We start from the raw sequence: 17,282 nt of genomic DNA, 5'->3' as shown, positions 1-17,282 counted from the left end.
CTACAACAACAATTAAGGAGGCAAGACCTATGAAGAAGAAACTGCTTGACCTGCTCGCTAAGAAGCGCGGCATTGTAGACCGCATGAGACAGGCGGATGCGGCAGGTGACCAGACCGCATTTGACGCGGCGCTGGCAGAGAACACCGCCGTTGATGCGGAGATTGCCCGCGTAAAGGCAATCATGGAAGCCGAGGAGAATGTACCGGCAGAGCCGGAAGGCGTGCCGACCAGCGGCACCGATCCTCCGGCGGCAGAGCCGGTCAACAGCCGCGAGTGCGTCCATGCCTTTGCGGAGTGCATCCGCGCCCAGGCACGCGGCCAGCGTGCAGCCTTTGAGACCAACGCAGACGTTCTGCGTCGTGCCATGGCAGCCGAAAACGCCGGTGCCATGACCGAGGGTGTCGAGGCAGACGGCGGTCTGCTGGTGCCGCAGGACATCCAGACCCGTATTAACGAGCTGCGCCGCTCTCTGGTGCCGCTGTCCGACCTGTTTGCGGTCGAGAATGTATCGTTCCTGTCTGGCTCGCGCGTGGTAGACACCGCGCCGACCAAGGGCTTCACTAAGATTGCCGAGATGGACGACATTCCGCAGGATGACAAGCCGGCATTTCGCAAGATTGCGTACAAGGTCGAGGACTACGCGCTGATCCTGCCGGTATCCAACGACCTGCTGCGCGACACCGACGAGGCGCTGCTGGCGTATATCTCTCGCTGGCTCGCCAAGAAGCAGATCATCACCGAGAACAATCTGCTTGTCACCAAGCTGGCGGCTCTGGATGAATCTGCGACGGCGGCGACCACCGCCGCTGTGGTGGGCACGCTCAAGAAGCTGCTCAACACCGGCCTTGACCCGGCCATCTCCGCGACGGCGCATTTTGTCACCAATCAGGACGGCTTTAACGCCCTCGATCAGCTGCTCGACGGCAACAAGCGCCCGCTGCTCCAGCCCGACCCGACCGGCTCGACCGGCAAACTGCTGTTTGGCCGCGGCATTACCGTTGTGTCTAACGGCATCCTCAAGACCGCGACCAGCAAGGCGCCGATCTACTTCGGTGATTTTACGCAGTACGCTACTTTGTTCCGCCGTCAGCCGCTTGAGATCGCATCGACCGACATCGGCGGCAACGCATGGAAGACCAACAGCACCGAGGTCCGCGCGATTACTCGTCTGGACGCACAGGTGTTCGACTCTGAGGCCGCTGCTGCGGTATCTCTGACCATTGCGTAAGGACTGACACAAGGGCGGCGCTGCTGCCGCCCTTCCCATTTTTAGAGAGGAGGGCACAGGATGCCTGAATTTAACCCCAATCGCATTATGCACGGCAACGGCGGTCATGCGTGGTTTAACGGCAAAAAGCTGACCACGCTGCAGTCGGTTGAGGCCAAGGTTTCCGGTGATTTTGAGGAGATCAATGTCTGTGGCGATCCGGCTACATATCGCGTTTATAACGGCTACTCGGGCGAAGGCACGCTGACTACGCTCAAGATCGACAGTGATGTGCTGAGCCTGATGTCTGCGGCGTACAAATCCGGCGAGATGCCGACCATCACCATCATCACCAGCCAGACCATGCCGGGCACGAGCAAGGCCGAGCGTGTTGCGTACAGCGACATTACGATTGACGAGTTCACGCTCGCCAAATTTGAGAAGAAGTCCAAGACCGAGGAGGAAATCCCGTTCAAGTTCGGCAACTTCGAGGTTCTGGAGACCCTGTAAGGAGGTGCGGCATGAGATACAGCTTAAACGGGCGCATCGTGGCAGACGATGACGCGCCCGTCCTGCGCTGGTGGGGACTCTCCGCTGTCTGTCCGGCAGACATCCGCCAGGCCATCGCGGAGAACCCTGCGGACGAAGAGTTCACGCTCGAAATCAATTCGCCTGGCGGCTCGGTCTTTGCGGGATTTGAGATGTACAGCGTACTGCGGCGGGCATCGCGAGACGGCGTCCGTATCCGCGCCGAGGTGCAGAGCCTTGCGGGCTCGGCGGCCTCGGTGGCGATGGTGGGCGCGGACACCGTGGCGTGCAGCCCGGTGGCGCAGGTGATGATCCACCTGCCCCTCACCGTCACGGAAGGCAACCAGAACGTACACCGCGAAAGCGTGCAGATGCTGGAGAGCATCACCGAGAGCATCATTGCTGGGTACGAGCGCAAAGTCGCCAATAAAACCAGTCCGGCAGCACTGCGGCGCTTGATGGACAGGGAAACCTTTCTTTCTGCGCGCACGGCGCTTGACGCCGGCCTTGTCGATGAGATCATCGAGGAGCCGCAGAGCGGCGAGCCGGTAGACCCTGCAAACATTTACAATGCAGTCGGCGCGCTGCCCGACATGGACAAGCTGCGCGCGGCGTACAACGCCGCGAAGAGCCAGAGCCAAGAGCCAGAGCCGCAGCCGCCGGTGTCCAATTTGAACACCGCCCGCAAGCGTGCCATCGCCATCGCTGAGGCAGAACTCCGGGCGGTGGTCGTATGATTACCGCCGAGCGGCTGACCGCAATCAAACAATACTGCCGCATTGACTACGATGAGGACGATGCGCAGCTGACCGGCTTTGCGGAGATGGGCGACAGCTATCTCACACAGTGCGGTATCACTCGTGACGGCCACGAGGCGATGTATGACCTTATCGTGCAGGCGATGGTGCTGAACCAGTACGAGGGCAAGTGTGCAGACAATGCAGCCGCCGCCCTGGCTACGGTTCCGCCGCTCGTGCGGCAGTTGGTAAACCAGCTCAAGCTCGTTTGTGCGTTTGGAGGTGCGGGCGATGGCGACACAGGTGCGTGATCTGCGCGACCGCGCCGAAGTATGGCTTGCCGCACCGGTGGAGCAGCCAAACGGCGAGACCGACTACTGCTACACCAAAGCCCGGACAATCTGGGCTGCCGTCAACCCGACAAGCGGGCGCACGGAGACGCTGACCGGTGACGCTGAGCGTGCCGAGATCACGCACCGCGTGGTCTGCCGGAGCGCCAGCCTGCCGGAGCTGTGCCGCGAGATGTACTTTATTATCCGCGGTCAGCGGCTCGATGTGTCGTACTGGCTGCCAATCTATAACCGCCGCGGCTGGGTAGAAATCTACTGCACACTGCGGCAGGGAGAGGTGACACGCGATGGCTCGTGATGGTTTTGATTGCTCGGAGCTGATGGAGTTTGCCGAGCAGCTGGGCGCACAGCCCAAGGAGCTGGAAAAGGTGCAGAAAAAGCTGCTCCGCGATGAGGGCAGCAAGCTGCGCCGCAAGACCGCCCAGCAGGCGCGTGCAACGGTCAACCGCACAGCGGTGCACCGCAAAGAGTATGACCGCGCCGCCGGTCAGTACCACAAGAGCATCAAGCGCGGCAAGGTGTATACCAAGGACGGCCAGATGCGTATCCGCGTGTATTCGGGTGACCCGATCGGCCATCTGGTCGAGCAGGAATGGACACCCAAAGCACGAGACGGCACCCGAGGAAAGAAGCAGCCGGGCCGCGAGGTCTTTGACAAGGCCGCGCAAGGCTTTGATGAGCAGTTTCAGCAGGCCGCCGAGGACGCTCTGGACGAGGTGATTAACAAGCTATGATCCGATGGAAAGAGATAGACGATGCGCTCGGCGCGGTGGTAAGTGCGGCGCTGGGGGCCGCCGACCTGCCTGCCGGGCGTATCCGTGACGATGTTAAGGCTCCGCTGGTGCGGCGCAGTTACCGCATTGACGTTGGTCAGACCGACGGCATGGGCACGGACGACTACGCCGAGACCGGCTGCGACATCGAGATTTATTTTTATCCCGCCGACGGCACGCGCCCGCGGGACGAACTGAACGCCGCCGCTGACGCGATCCGCACGGCGCTGCGGGAGGGCGTGACCGTGCAGGACGTGGTGCTCATCCCGGAGGACGACATCACCTGCGACGCAGACGGCGAGACGCTGACAGTCATGCTGCGGCTCACCTGGATCGAGACCGCCGAGGAGACCGGCGAATTTATGGAGGAAATGGTATATGGATAAAAAGTTACTGGACGCGCTGGCGGCGAAAGCCGAGCAGCGCAAGGCTGACAAAGCCAAGGTCATTCAGTTTAAGGTCGGCGGTCAGCTGCTTGATTTTGTAAAGATCGGGCACACCGCGCAGCTGGACGCTTATGAGGCTTTTCTGGCGGCACGCGACCAGCCGGCGCAGATGCTGAACATCGGCGCACAGCTGATCTACGACTGTTGTCCGGCATTGCAGGACCCGGAGCTGCACACCGCGCTCGGCGTGACCGACCCGTACGACGTTATCTGGGTGCTGATGGATGTCCGCGAGGTCAATGAGCTCGCGGCAGTCCTGTTTACCTGGCTCGGCCTGATTGCCGGTGATGAGGATGAGGACCCGGCAAAAAACTGATTGAGCGCGACCCGGTGCTCGACCTTGCAGCATTTTACGCGGCGCGAGGCATCACGCCGGAGCAAATCCGGCAGATGAGCTACGCAGACCGTGCGGTGCTGCGAGTCGGGCGGGCGCGCTGGTACGAGGATATGATAAACCTGATTGCGGCAGGCATCTGCCGCGCATACGCACCGGAGGAGGGACGGAACAGTGGCTAAAAATAAGGTTATCAACACCGTCCTGACGGTGCAGGATAAACTGTCAGGCGGATTGGTTGAAGCTGCAAAAAACGCTAAAAAGTCAGGCAAAGCTATCGACGGTAGTATGCTCTCCGCTACGCGCAGTGTGGTAGCGTTTAAAAATAAGTCGGTTAAAGCGCTGACGGATACCGCTAAAAAAGGCTTTAACGGGCTTGTAAATATCGCAAAAACGTCAGCACTGGCAATCACTGCGAGCATTACGGGCATTGCTGTTGGATTTGCTGCGTTGGACGGCGCGACCGAGGAATACCGCATAGCGCAGGGCAAACTCAACGCCGGATTTCAGGCAGCGGGCTTTTCCGCCGATGTGGCTCGCAAGAGCTATCGCAATTTTTATGCTATTCTTGGCGATACGGACACCGCGACCGAAGCCTCTCAGCTACTTGCCAACATGGCTAAAACCGAAAAGGATGTAGCTACATGGACACGCATTGCGGCAGGCGTGCACGGCACGTTTGGCGATTCTCTGCCAATCGAGGGATTAGTTGAGTCCGCAAATGAAACCGCACGAACCGGTCAGGTGACAGGCGTTTTTGCGGATGCGCTTAACTGGGTCGGTATTCTGGAGGATGATTTTAACGCCAAGCTGGAGAAAACAACCGATGTCAGCAAACGCAATCAGCTGATCATGGATACGCTCTCCAAGACCTATGACAAGGCCGCTGACAGTTTCTATGCGAACAACCAGCAGGTAGTCAATGCGCGGCGTAATCATGCGACCTTGGACGAGATGCTCGCCAAGGTGGGCGACACCAGCTCCAAGCTGAAAAACCAGCTGTGGGTGCTGGCCGGTGCTGCCGAGGACGGTTCCATCCGCTCTGGCTCGGCGCTGGACTGGATTTACAGAAAAGCTGCAGACCTCTCCACTTGGATCAGTGGACTTGATTTATCCAATCTGCAGGCGCAGGTAGATAAGTATGTTGGTGCAGCAGCGCAAAGAATCGGAGAGTGGCTTGATAAGGTTAAGTCATGGGTGGAAAATGGCGGTCTTACGGTTCTCGCCGATAAACTATCTGACGGCATCCCGAAAGCGGCAGAGCTGGCAAAGGGCGGCATTGACCTGCTGAGCGATGCGCTGGATAAGGCAAAAGATGCCATGCAGTTTTGTAAAGATCATAGCGCGGAATTAAAAACGGTTGTAGGACTACTTGGCATTGCTTTTGGCATGGTTAAGCTGTCCCAGTTTAATACAGGCCTTACGGATGCAATCAGCAATATTGGCGGTTGCATTCAAACTATCGGTACGATGATCGGCGTTACAGGTGCACAGGCTGCAGCAACAGGTGCAGCAACCACAGCGCAGACTGGACTCAATATTGCGATGAATGCAAACCCTATCGGTGTAATCATTCTGGCTATTGAGGCCTTGATTGCCGTCTGGCTTTTGTTTGGTGACAAAATTACGGACACAGCGCAGAGCCTTTGGAACAAGTTTAAGGACGTCAGCATTCGCATTGGCACTGCCTTTTCCGGTGCGTTCAACAAGGTCAAAAATGCCGCTAAGACGGCGCTGGAATGGGTAGCAAGCAAGCTGTCGTGGCTCAATGACAAGATTGAGAGCATTCCTATCCTCGGCAGTCTGTACAAGGGTGCCAAGGGTGTACTGGGCGACGCTATCGAGTGGGTAGACAATGCCACAACGGGCAATCGCTCGGGCACGTCTACCACCGGAACAACCCAGACCAAGACCAACAGCAAAACGACAACCACGGCCGGTCCGGTCAAGACCACGACCTCGACCACTACGACGGTACCTAAGCCGACACCCAGCAGCCTGCTGAGCCTGCCGGGACTCGGCAAGGCAACCGGCACGCCCTACTGGCGTGGCGGCTTTACAAGAGTCAACGAGCGCGGCGGCGAAATCATGAACCTGCCGAGCGGCACGCAGATCATCCCGCATGATGTGTCTGTCAAGGCGGCAGGCGGTCGGAGCGTGACGGTCAACGTCACCATCCAGGGCAACGTGATCGGCAACCGGGAGTATACCGAACAGGTCGGTGAGTACGTCGGCCGCAAGGTGCTCGCGGCGCTTGGCAACACATAAGGAGGTGCGGTGCGTGTACAAGATAATTTTCTCGGTCAACAACAACGAGGAGGTCTGGACGCTGCCGCACTGTCCGCCGGATTTCCCAATCCCACAGCCGGAGCAGCACCACGAGACCTACGAGGGCCTGAGCCGAGACTATCGCCGCATCGGCACGCTTTGTCTGCGGCACATGGAGTGGACGGCGCTGCTTCCAGTGCACCGATACTTCTTCATGCCGTCTGAGGCGTCTGCGGATGGTTGGGCGTATGTCGATTTCTTCGACCGGTGGCGCGACAAGAAGGTGCCGTTCCGGCTGATCGTGCTCGACAGCAAGGGCGCGGCACGGCTTAACATGCCGGTGACGGTGGACAGCTTTGATGTCACCGTGCGCCGCAACGGCGACCTGGAGTACAGCATCGCCGTGACAGAATACCGATTTATCACGTGAGGAGGTGCGCCGCATGGCGGCAGGCTATGTAGACGAGCACAAGCTCGTCTTGTACCGCGACGGCGCACAGCCGCGCGACATTACGGCGTTTGCCAGTGATATGACGCTGACGGATGACCTTGACACACTGGCGGCGGAGCTGACGTTTACGACGTTTATCTCGCCGTGGGACAAGTACACGCCTAAGCTGGCGCTTGCGCCGGGCGACAAGGTGCGCGTGACCAATCAGGGCAAAACGGTCTTTTCCGGCATCATTATCACGGTGACGTTGGACGGCGGTGTTACCGCTTATGACCGCGGCTGGTATCTGAATAAGTCAGAAATCGTGCTGCAGGTCAACAACCTTGCCGCCGATCAGGTCATCCGCAAGGCGTGTGCCAAGGCGGGCGTGACGGTCGGCAAGGTGTGCAGCCTGCCGACCAAGATCACGCAGCTGTGGACAGGCTCAACGCCGTCCGACATCATCAGCGATGTACTGGACACCTGCGCGGCGGCGACCGGCAAAGAGTACCGTCACAGGGTAGACGATACCGGTCTCGTGGTGGAAGCACTACCGGTCTCTCCCATCAAGGCGATGCACAAGCCGGCGAAAAACCTTGCGGCGTTTGACATCACCTGGGCGCTCGGCCAGGTGAGCGGCGAGGACAGCATTGAGGACACCTACAACGCTGTTGTCATTGCCGCCGAGGACGACGGCAAGGCGTACATCGGCGCACAGGCCAGCAACGCGGCATCCATCAAGCGCTACGGATTTATGCAACATATTGAGACCGTGACCGAGAACCCCGGTACGGCTGTGCTTGGGCAGATGGTGAAAAATCTGCTCAAGAACGCCGACAAGGTAGGGCAGACGCGCTCCATCTCGGAAATCTGGGGCTGTGATGAGGTGAAGAGCGGCGTGGTACTGCGATTCAACTCGCCCGCGTTCGGCATCAAGGGCAACTTCCGTATTACTCGCGTGGAGCATCACTACGGCGGTGCAGGGCACACGATGGCGCTCGAAATCACGGCGCTCGAGCAGGTGCGAGCCGCCGCCGAGGGCAAGACCGACGCGGCAGCCATCAAGGCCGCCAGCACGGACAAGGTGCAGGTGTTCGGCCTGCCGGATCTGTCCGGCGGCAGCGACAGCGGCTCGGGCGGCACGATCGTCAAGGCATTGTTTACGGCTTACTATCCCGCCAACAATGCGCTGGAGGGCGGTTATCTGGATGCACAGGGCAACAGGCTCGACCCGAGTAAGCACACCTGCGCCGCACCGCCGTCTGTGCCGTTTGGCACCAAAATCACGGTGCGCGACACCGGCACAAGCCTCGACGGAACGACCTACACGGTCAACGACAGAGGCGGCGCGATCCAGATTGAGAACGGCGTGTACCACTTCGACCTCTTGATGTCCTCGAACGCTGAATGCAACCGCTGGGGACGCAAAAACGGCTCCGCGATCATCGGCGGCTCGGGCGGCGGCTCTGGCAGTGCGGTGTCGTTTGTCAATACGGCACTGGGTGAGGTCGGCTACAAGGAGTCCGGCAAGGATATCAACAAGTACGGTCAGTGGGCAGGCCACAACGGTGTCGCGTGGTGCGTCTATTTTATTTGCTGGTGTGCGTACAAGTCCGGTGCGCCTATCCCGACAAGCTACGGCTACGTTGGCGATATGACCAGCTATTTCAAATCACGCGGCAAGTACAAATCGGCAGGCAGTTACAAGCCCAAGGCGGGTGACCTGATGATTCAGGGCGACCGTCACATCGGCATTGTAATTTCTGCTGGAGCATCGTCGTTTGAGACGGTGGAGGGCAACTACTCCAACAGCGTCAAGCGCGTAACGCGCAGCTATGGTGAGGTGTCCGGTTTCTGTACGCCGTGGGGATAACTACTAAATATAGCGCAGTTGTGGATAAAACTGTGCAAGATGTGGAAAGGAGTGCATGCCAGTGTCATGGGATACAGAGATGGCTTTGGCCATCAAGAACACCGCGAGAAAAGCGGCAAAGAGCCTACCCAAAGGCTGGTATCGTGCCGAGGTCTTGCAGGTAACGCCCAAGTTGATTTTTTCTGTGGTAAGCAAGGAATTTCAGTTCAGCACGGGAGATGGCCTGATTATGACCGCGACTGCTCGGGCGAAAGAGTGGAAAGTCGGCAATCAGGCGGCAGCCATTCTGCAAGGCAGTGAGCTGTTGGTTTTGGACAGTCTGTAACGGAGGAGGTGCAGCGGATGTTTGACGAGGAGCAGGCGCAGTTTGTCTGCGATTTTTTGGAGTGCCTGACGTGCTCCAGCGGTGTGCCGCTGCGCCTGATGGACTGGCAGCGCGACATGATAACCGAGTTTTACGGTCAGCTGATCGAGGACGAGGACGACCCGGCAGGCAACTACCTGCGGCGATACCAGTACCTGTACCTTGAGATTGCAAAGAAGAACGGCAAGTCGGAAATCGCTGCCGGTCTGGGCGTGTACCACCTGTTTGCCGACGGCGAGATTAACGGCGAGGTGTATGTCGTAGCGGCTGACCGCGACAATGCGGGCATCGTCTTTGCGGCGGCCAAGTACATGGTCGAGCAGAGTCCGGCGCTCAAAAAGCGCAGCCGCATCGTGGACAGCACTAAGACCATCTACGACGAGACGAGCGGCAGCAGGCTCAAGGTGCTGTCCAGCGAGGCGTACAGCAAGCACGGCTACAAGCCGAGCTGCGTTATCTTTGACGAGCTGCACGCCCAGCCGAGCCGCGACCTGTGGGACGTTATGACGTTTGGTGCCGGTGACGCACGCCGTCAGCCGGTGTGGATCGTGCTGACCACCGCCGGAGATGACCCCGACCGCAAATCCATCGGTTGGGAAGTCCACGAGAAGGCGCTCGCTATCTACCGATGGCGGCGCGGCGCGAGGGACGAGAAAGCCTACGATGACCCGCGTTGGCTGCCGATCATCTACGGTCTCGGACTGATCGAGGACGAGGATGAACTGAAGGACCTCAATATCTACGACGAGGACCTGTGGCGGCGGTGCAATCCGTCGCTCGGCAAGACGCTCAAGATGGCCACCATCCGCGCCCAGGCGGCGGACGCCAAGAAGAGCGAGGCCGCTGAGCGGCTGTTCCGTTGGCTCAGGCTTAACCAGTGGATTGCCACGGCGACTGTCGGGTGGATACCGATAACCATCTATGACAAAACGCAGTGGAATCCGCCCGGCTGTAAGGACTGGCGCGAGGCCGTGCAGCTGCTGCGCGGCAAGACCTGTTACGGCGGCGTTGACCTCTCCAAGAGCACCGACCTTACCGCCTTTGTACTGGTGTTTCCGCCGCAGGAGGGTCTGGACAGGTGGGTGGCTCTGCCTGCCGGGTGGATGCCGCTTGACGGCATTGACGCACGCGAGCGCGAGGATCATGTGCCGTACCGGGACTGGATACGCGCAGGTTTCCTGCATGGCTGTGAGGGAGATATCATCGACTTTGCGGCTGTGGCTGACGCTGTGGTACAGGCCGCACAGGATTACGACCTGCGTATGGTCGGCTTTGACCCGTATCTGGGTGCGACTGTGATGCAGAACATCCGCGAGCGGCTTGCCGGTACGGTGACCGAGGTTGTCGAGATACCGCAGGGTATCCGGTCCATCTCGCCGCCGATGAAGGAGCTGGAGCGGCTCATCCGAGCGCATGAGATGCTGCATGTGCACAACACGGCGGCACGGCAGTGTTTTCTCAATCTGCGGTGCGTCAGTGATGACAATGAGAATATCAAGCCAACCAAAAAGCGGAGCCGCGGACGCATTGATATCACGGTGGCGTGGATCATCGCGTTTGCGACGGCGATGCTGCAGCCTGCACCGACGCTGGCGGACAGCGTGGCGGCTGCGGATTGGCACATGTGAGTTTAGGAGGTGTCGGCTATGGCCGATGTGTTTCCGGTTATCCCGGAGGAGCTGCCCGCGCAGGTTGCGGAGAGCATCGGGCGGTCTCCGGCGTTTGTCTTCCACGAGGACGGACGCTCGGGCAGTTTCCCACTGGTTGACGGCGCTCTGGTGGAGCGGCAGGGCGTGGAGGCGGTCAAGCAGTGGCTTGAGCTTATGCTCCGGCAAAAGCCTGGTGCGATTCCAATCTACCGGACGAGCGGCACGACCCAGCCGGGCGTGGAGGCGGCAAGCCTTGACCGCAGAGTGCCGGAGGGGTGGATTTTTGCCGAGATCGAGCGCAACGTGCGGGAGACCGCTGCGTTCTGTCCGGCTATCCGGTCGCTTGACAGTTTTAAGTTTACGCGCGTGCGGCGCGGCGTGGAGGTACGCTTCACGGTCCGCCTGCACAGCGGAGAGAGTGAGGAGGTGACGACGTATGTCAGCGAGTGAGATTTTAGACGAGATGCTTGCGGCAATGCCGGAAAGCTATCAGAAAACCATCGGTTTCCCGACCTATGACCTGCTGGCGGCGGTGTCGCTCCGCATGGAGGGCACGGACGATGCCATCGACGAGGCCAAACAGCAGCTCGACCCGGAAAACCTGCACGACAGCGCTCTTGACCGTTACATCTATCCGCGCTCCGGCCTGGAGCGCAAGGCGGCGACCTTTGCGCACGGCAGCCTGACCGTCACCGGCACAGGCACGGTCGAGCAGGGCACGCTGTTCGAGAGCGGCGGCGGTGTTCAGTATTATGCGACAGAGACCGTAGCCATTGAGGGCGAGGGTACTGTACCGGTCACCTGCACGGTGGACGGCACGGCAGGCAATCTGCCCGCGCACAGCGTGACGCAGATGCCGGTGGCAGTGCAGGGCATTGCCTCGTGTGATAACCCTGAACCGATTGGCGGCGGTTATGCCGAGGAGAGCGATGCGGAGTATTACGCGCGGTATCTGCTGCGGCTGCGGACTCTGGCGACCTCCGGCAACGTATACCACTATCAGCAGTGGGCGCTCGAGTGCTCGGGCGTGGGGCACGTCAAGGTCTTTCCGCAGGCGCGCGGCGCGTATACCGTGGACGTGGTCATTGTGGACAGCGCGGGACAGCCTGCGAGCGAGGAGCTGGTGCAGGCGGTGCAGGCGTACATTGACCCCGAGAGCGAGGGAGCCGGAAGGGGGCAGGCGCCGATCGGCGCGCAGTGCTTTGTGTCGGCGGCGGCGGAGAAGAAGATCGCCATTTCCTGCAAGGTGTTCAAATCGAACACCGCAGAGGCGGACAGCGTGACGGCGGCAGTCAAAGCGGCGGTCGCGGCGTATCTCGCCGGGACGGTGTTCGTGCAGGATTACGTTTCTTACGCGCAGATCGCGGCGGCTATCCTGTCGGCCGACGGCGTGGTGGACTTTGAGGGCCTGGCGGTCGGCGGCGGCACAGCCAACATCGCGGTCGGTGAGCGCGAGTGCCCGGTGCTGGGAGAGGTGAGCATCGCCTATGTATGAGGATATGCTGATAAGCCTGCCGACGGCTTACCGCAAAGACCGGTGGGTGCGCGACCTGCTGGAGGCCATCCGCGGGCTGGATGAGAGCCAGCGCACGGAGATGCTGGACGCGGCGGCGCAGCTCTTTCCGGCCAGCATGACGTGGCTGCTGGAGACCGAGGAACGGGCGGTCAACCTGCCGTCAACCGGCACGCTGGAAGAGCGCCGCACGGCACTGATCGCACGCTGGCGCGGTGCCGGCAAGTGTGACGTGGAGCGCATCCAGAGCGTGTGTGACTCGTGGCGCAACGGCGAGATCTCCGTCGGCTTTGCAAAGGGCGTGATTGTGCTGACGTTTGTAGGCGCGTATGGTATGCCTGACAACACAGCGTTGGCGGCACTTAGGGATGCGATTGAGCAGACTGTGCCGTGTCATCTGGCGGTCAAGTATTTGTGGCGCTGGCTGCTGGTGCGTGAGGTATCTGCTATGACGGTCGATGAGCTGCAAAGGCACCGTATCAGCGATTTTGCCTTCTGAGGAGTGATATATTGAGTACAAAAACCAAAAATTTGGAGCTGTTTAAGTATGATCCAGCGGCAGACGGCGCAAACACGTTTAACATCGATCAGGCGTTGAATGGCAACTGGGACAAGCTGGACAACGAAGTTGCAGCCCGCGTGAAAACCGCTGAACTTGCAGCAGAGGTGAAAAAGGTTGCCAAGGACGGCGGTCTGACTGCCTCTGATCTGGGCGCGGTATCGGCGGCGGATAAGGGCAAGGCTGACGGCATTGCAGGTCTGGGCGCTGACGGCAAGGTGCCAGCAGCACAGCTGCCGGAGATGAATTACGAGGGCAAGGGCGCCGTAGATACGCATAATACGAGCGCAAGCGCGCACAGTGCGCTGTTTGCGGCAAAGCAGAACAAGATCAAGGGAAAGAAGGGAAAGTACCTCGGTTTTACGGCTGATAATACCGTGGGCGAGGTAGACGCACCAACATCCGGCGGCAGCCGGATTACGCTGACGTTTGCGGCTGATTTTGTCGGGCAGGCGTGGACACTCAAGGGCGGCGGGGAAACCTACACCGGCACGGTAGACAGCAGCAAGACGGCAACTGTAAGCGTGCTCGGCATCAATACCACCTACACACTGAGCGCTGCACTGTCCGGTACGACGTATACAACCGAGGTTGCAACCAAGGCATATTACACGGCGCTGAGTGTCAATCTTGAGAAATTCCAGAGTACGATTACCGTAACCGTAGATAGCGGTTCGACGGTTACGGCTACACTGGGCAGTACGGTATTGACCAAGACGAGCACCGGCACGGCGGTATTTACCGTCGGTAAGGCGGGCACATGGGCAATCAAGGCTACCAAGGGTGACCAGACCGCAGAGGGCACGGTAAGCATTACCGCCAGTGGTCAGAGCAAGAGCCTGACGCTGATCTACGCTAACGTGTTCGGTGTTTGCTGGGATACGAGTAATTCGAGCACGGCGTTGACGCGCTTAACTCCGAGCACTGACCCTTACGGATTGGTTACGCGGTCGGTGACGACTGAGCCAATTCCAGCTGTCGGAACTGGCTCTGGAAGCAGCTTGTTTGACAGCTATGCGCCGTGGAACGGAATGAAGGAATGCAATCTCAACTCTTCTGGCGCAGTAACCGCATGGAAGGGAAACAGCGCGTTTACTCGTAGAAGTGATTATACCATGGTGTTTATCCCTGCTTTTTACGTTGCTGCTAAGAGAAACGGCACGAAGCAGTATTTCTACGTTTCGGACAATCCGAAAACTGGTATGACGAAACACCCGGGCAGTGGAAAATATATCGGCAGGTATACTTCTAATGGTGAATATGGTGGAGGTTCGACTGGCAGCACACCGCGGGTAAATATTTCGCGAGCAGGCTTCCGGGACTTGGTGAAAAGCGGAATTACCAACGGAGCATTTAACAGCAAATTCCATCTGTACGACTTCGCAACTTACTGCGCAATTATCTTTCTGTATGTTGTGGAATTCGCTGATTGGAACTGTCAGAGTAAAATCGGGCGCGGTTATGTGGATTACAATTATGCAATCAATTCTGGTGCCACAGACACCATGACATTCCACACCGGACTCCGCAATAACGCAGTCCAGTACCGCTGGATCGAAAACCTCTGGGGCAACGTATACCAGTGGGTAGACGGCTTTAACGCCAACGGTACAACGGCGTACTACTGCACCGACCCGAGCAAGTACGCGGACGATACTGCAACCGGCTATACCAAAATCGGTACGCTTCCCGGCTCTGGTTGGATTAAGGACTTGACCGTTACCGATAATGGTCTACTCATTCCGAAAACGTCTGGCGGTTCGGAAACAACGTACATTCCAGATTATGCGAACTCGTCTTCCGGTTGGCGCGTGCTGTATGTTGGTGGCGATTGGTGCGGTGGCTCGTCTGCAGGTCTGTTGTGCTTCAATGCGAACTACACCTCTTCGAATTCGAACTCGGACATCTCCGCGCGTCTCCTGTGCGAGGCGTAGCCGCGCAATCCCCTCCGGGGGTCCGGGGGTCGCAACCCCCGGCATGTTTCAAAGTGTAAATTTTAAGTGAATAAGGGACTGTCTGCGCGTCGTGGAGCACGTGCTGTATGTTGGTGGCAATTGGAGCAATGGCTCGAATGCAGGTCTGTTGTACTTCAATGCGAACAACACCTCTTCGAATTCGAACTCGAACATCTCCGCGCGTCTACTTAGCAACTCAATTATCATTGCGCAGGCTTTTCCTCACCCCTTGGTGAAAATCATGCCCAGAGGACGGGAGTTAGTAGGTTACTCGAATACTCTCGCAGGCAATAAGGATGTGATAACAATCCCTAAAAGAGTTGGATTCCTCTACGAAAAGATGCTCGACAGAGCATTTATAACAGAAACAATACGGCTTGCCGCAAACGGCAAGAAAAATCGTCGCAGCGTCCGACGTGTACTGGCGAACATTGACGCATACGCCGAAAAGCTGCTGGTCATGCTGCGGACGGACAGCTTCATACCGACAAAACCGAAGGTCAAGCGCGTGTACGACGTATCAAGCCGCAAATGGCGTGATATTAAGGTTGTACCGTTCTACCCGGACGGCTGTGTGCATTGGCTTTGCGTCCGTGCTATGCAGCCGGTTTTGATGCGCGGTATGCACCATTGGTCATGTGCAAGCATTCCTGGGCGCGGCGGTGCTCGTGCTATGCGGCAGATTACGCACATGGTACAGCGCAGACCAAAGGACAGCCGGTATTGTGCGCAGATGGACGTTCGCAAGTTCTACGATAGTATTCCACCGGACGGTATCCGTCGGGCGCTGGAACGCAAGATCAAGGACAAGCGGTTTGTTAATCTGGTAATGCGCATCATTGCTGACGGTCTGGCGATTGGCTACTATATCTGTCAGTGGCTTGCGAATTACTATCTGGAAACACTTGACCGCGTGCTGTGTAGCTGCAAGGGCGTTGTCTGTGAAGTGCGCTACATGGACAACGTGACAATCTTTGGACGCTCCAAAAGAGCACTGCATAAGGCTGTCAAGGTGGCAGAACAGCACCTGAGAACACTTGGTCTGACGCTCAAGAATGACTGGCAAGTGTACCCGATCAGGAAGCGCAAGGTTGATGCTGTCGGGTATAAGTTTGGTCGCAATGTAGTCGTACTGCGCAAGCACAGCCTGCTGCGGACACTGCGACAGCTTAGACGAGCGGCAAAGCGGGAACGTGTGTCGGCAAAGATGGCACAAGCATTGCTTAGTCGACTTGGGCGGCTGAAATGGTGTGCCAGCAAAACGATAATGGTTAAATATGTGCGTCCAGTGGGCGTGCAGAATTTGAAAGGAGTGGTACGAATTGAGAGTGCACGGAGATGTCAAACCGCCTGAGGTTGCGGCAGGCAGTATACCAAACAAGCCCGGCAGGGCATGGGTACGCTTTACCCAGAATGCCAAGCAGGAGAAGGGCAAGGACGGTCACACCGGCTGGGTGTATGACGAGTACACGACCGAGGTCGAGGACACGCCCGCGCTGCTGGATGAGGTAAAAGCAAACCGCGAAGCCCTGCTGATGGAGGCCAAGGCGAACGAGAAAAGCAAGGCGGAAATCGTGGCAGAAAACGAAGAACTGCAAGCGCAGAACGCAACGCTCAGACAGCAGGTGGCTGCGCTGACAGATCAGCAGTCTTTTTACGAGGACTGCATTGCAGAGATGGCGCAAGTCGTCTATGCGTAAGTTTATCAACAACATTCGAGAACGTTTTGAAAGGACGGTTATTATGATGGCAATGTTATTTGCGCAGCGCGTAATCCTCGGCAAGTGTGAGTTTGAGCAGGTTCCCACAAAGCTGAAAAAGCAGGTAGCGGAAATCCTGATTGATGAGTGCGGTATGCCGGAGCTTGTGCCGGCTGAGTTCGGCGGCACGAAGGATGCTGTAAGTGAGTGACGCACAACTGATTGACGAGCTGTGCGGTATCTGCGCACAGCTTGCGGAAATCGTGCGGCGGCAAAGTGAAATGCTCGCACAGGATAAGGCAGTTGAGGACGCACTCGGGCGTCTGGATGCAATCGTAAAGTAAAGGAGCAGAACTATGTACGAATCGAATATCTACATCAAGAACTACGCAGAAGTGAAGAAGTACCACGGAGACATGGGCGTGCAGCTCGATAAGTTCGATGACGCCCACAACCTCAAGCATGACGCGCTCGCGCGTGCGCAGTACAAGCACTGGCGCGCACAGCAGACCGGTGTGCCTGAACTTCTCAGCGTTGAGGATAAGCGCCTGCTGGGGCTGTAAACAACAAAAAACCGCCTGAAAAGGCGGTTCGT

General features: G+C 58.3%; 23 protein-coding genes. All 23 read left to right on the top strand.

All coding sequences use genetic code 11. The features are described from left to right. Positions 1-29: 29 nt before the first annotated feature. Complete coding sequence (locus PGS25_RS01855) at positions 30-1,229, top strand: phage major capsid protein (protein WP_270417492.1); 1,200 nt, start codon at positions 30-32, stop codon at positions 1,227-1,229. A 60-nt stretch (positions 1,230-1,289) separates the two neighbouring features. Continuing rightward, the gene (locus PGS25_RS01850) at positions 1,290-1,718 is read left to right on the top strand and encodes a phage tail tube protein (RefSeq protein WP_270417491.1); all 429 of its coding nucleotides are present in this window, start codon (positions 1,290-1,292) and stop codon (positions 1,716-1,718) included. An 11-nt stretch (positions 1,719-1,729) separates the two neighbouring features. Then, a complete protein-coding gene (locus tag PGS25_RS01845; protein WP_270417490.1) occupies positions 1,730-2,473 on the top strand; it encodes a head maturation protease, ClpP-related in 744 nt (247 codons plus the stop codon). Then, positions 2,470-2,784 (top strand): head-tail connector protein, encoded by a 315-nt coding sequence (locus PGS25_RS01840; RefSeq protein ID WP_270417488.1) that lies wholly within the window; start codon positions 2,470-2,472, stop codon positions 2,782-2,784. The genes PGS25_RS01845 and PGS25_RS01840 overlap by 4 nt, the downstream gene beginning before the upstream one ends. Continuing rightward, positions 2,765-3,121, top strand: a complete 357-nt coding sequence (locus PGS25_RS01835; RefSeq protein ID WP_117490923.1) for a head-tail adaptor protein — start codon at positions 2,765-2,767, stop codon at positions 3,119-3,121. The genes PGS25_RS01840 and PGS25_RS01835 overlap by 20 nt, the downstream gene beginning before the upstream one ends. Beyond that, positions 3,111-3,557 (top strand): HK97 gp10 family phage protein, encoded by a 447-nt coding sequence (locus tag PGS25_RS01830; RefSeq protein WP_270417487.1) that lies wholly within the window; start codon positions 3,111-3,113, stop codon positions 3,555-3,557. Before PGS25_RS01835 ends, PGS25_RS01830 begins: the two co-directional genes overlap by 11 nt. Further along, complete coding sequence (locus PGS25_RS01825) at positions 3,554-3,982, top strand: hypothetical protein (RefSeq protein WP_270417486.1); 429 nt, start codon at positions 3,554-3,556, stop codon at positions 3,980-3,982. The genes PGS25_RS01830 and PGS25_RS01825 overlap by 4 nt, the downstream gene beginning before the upstream one ends. After that, complete coding sequence (locus tag PGS25_RS01820) at positions 3,975-4,358, top strand: hypothetical protein (RefSeq protein WP_270417485.1); 384 nt, start codon at positions 3,975-3,977, stop codon at positions 4,356-4,358. The genes PGS25_RS01825 and PGS25_RS01820 overlap by 8 nt, the downstream gene beginning before the upstream one ends. 14 nt (positions 4,359-4,372) lie before the next feature. Beyond that, positions 4,373-4,558: a hypothetical protein gene (locus PGS25_RS01815; RefSeq protein WP_270417484.1), complete on the top strand. Its 186-nt coding sequence runs from the start codon at positions 4,373-4,375 to the stop codon at positions 4,556-4,558. After that, positions 4,551-6,644 carry a hypothetical protein gene (locus PGS25_RS01810; protein ID WP_270417483.1) on the top strand — a complete coding sequence of 698 codons (2,094 nt, stop codon included), beginning with the start codon at positions 4,551-4,553 and terminating at the stop codon, positions 6,642-6,644. Before PGS25_RS01815 ends, PGS25_RS01810 begins: the two co-directional genes overlap by 8 nt. 13 nt (positions 6,645-6,657) lie before the next feature. Then, a complete protein-coding gene (locus PGS25_RS01805; protein WP_270417482.1) occupies positions 6,658-7,074 on the top strand; it encodes a hypothetical protein in 417 nt (138 codons plus the stop codon). Between the two features lie 13 nt (positions 7,075-7,087). After that, positions 7,088-8,947 (top strand): XkdQ/YqbQ family protein, encoded by a 1,860-nt coding sequence (locus PGS25_RS01800; protein ID WP_270417481.1) that lies wholly within the window; start codon positions 7,088-7,090, stop codon positions 8,945-8,947. Positions 8,948-9,008: 61 nt separating this feature from the next. After that, a complete protein-coding gene (locus PGS25_RS01795; RefSeq protein ID WP_270417480.1) occupies positions 9,009-9,272 on the top strand; it encodes a hypothetical protein in 264 nt (87 codons plus the stop codon). A gap of 17 nt (positions 9,273-9,289) precedes the next feature. Continuing rightward, positions 9,290-10,939: a terminase large subunit gene (locus PGS25_RS01790; RefSeq protein WP_270417479.1), complete on the top strand. Its 1,650-nt coding sequence runs from the start codon at positions 9,290-9,292 to the stop codon at positions 10,937-10,939. Between the two features lie 18 nt (positions 10,940-10,957). Then, positions 10,958-11,410, top strand: a complete 453-nt coding sequence (locus PGS25_RS01785; protein WP_270417478.1) for a DUF2634 domain-containing protein — start codon at positions 10,958-10,960, stop codon at positions 11,408-11,410. Next, complete coding sequence (locus PGS25_RS01780) at positions 11,397-12,455, top strand: baseplate J/gp47 family protein (RefSeq protein WP_270417477.1); 1,059 nt, start codon at positions 11,397-11,399, stop codon at positions 12,453-12,455. The genes PGS25_RS01785 and PGS25_RS01780 overlap by 14 nt, the downstream gene beginning before the upstream one ends. Then, positions 12,448-12,972, top strand: coding sequence for a putative phage tail protein (locus PGS25_RS01775; RefSeq protein WP_270417476.1), 525 nt, complete (start codon positions 12,448-12,450; stop codon positions 12,970-12,972). The genes PGS25_RS01780 and PGS25_RS01775 overlap by 8 nt, the downstream gene beginning before the upstream one ends. Positions 12,973-12,983: 11 nt before the next feature. Continuing rightward, positions 12,984-14,966 (top strand): hypothetical protein, encoded by a 1,983-nt coding sequence (locus tag PGS25_RS01770; protein ID WP_270417475.1) that lies wholly within the window; start codon positions 12,984-12,986, stop codon positions 14,964-14,966. A gap of 319 nt (positions 14,967-15,285) precedes the next feature. Beyond that, entirely contained in the window at positions 15,286-16,341 is a 1,056-nt protein-coding gene (locus PGS25_RS01765; protein ID WP_270417474.1) for an RNA-directed DNA polymerase, read from the top strand. Further along, entirely contained in the window at positions 16,310-16,687 is a 378-nt protein-coding gene (locus PGS25_RS01760) for a hypothetical protein (RefSeq protein ID WP_270417473.1), read from the top strand. The genes PGS25_RS01765 and PGS25_RS01760 overlap by 32 nt, the downstream gene beginning before the upstream one ends. 43 nt (positions 16,688-16,730) lie before the next feature. Next, positions 16,731-16,898, top strand: a complete 168-nt coding sequence (locus PGS25_RS01755; protein WP_270417472.1) for a CD1375 family protein — start codon at positions 16,731-16,733, stop codon at positions 16,896-16,898. Continuing rightward, entirely contained in the window at positions 16,891-17,031 is a 141-nt protein-coding gene (locus PGS25_RS01750) for a hypothetical protein (RefSeq protein WP_270417471.1), read from the top strand. Before PGS25_RS01755 ends, PGS25_RS01750 begins: the two co-directional genes overlap by 8 nt. Positions 17,032-17,043: 12 nt before the next feature. Further along, positions 17,044-17,250, top strand: coding sequence for a hypothetical protein (locus PGS25_RS01745; protein WP_270417470.1), 207 nt, complete (start codon positions 17,044-17,046; stop codon positions 17,248-17,250). The last annotated feature ends 32 nt before the right edge of the window (positions 17,251-17,282 follow it).

Origin of the sequence: Butyricicoccus sp. AM78-15b2TA (assembly GCF_027665985.1) — a bacterium.
Lineage (GTDB): Bacteria > Bacillota > Clostridia > Oscillospirales > Butyricicoccaceae > Agathobaculum > Agathobaculum butyriciproducens.
This window is presented reverse-complemented; position numbering and strand designations above follow the sequence as displayed.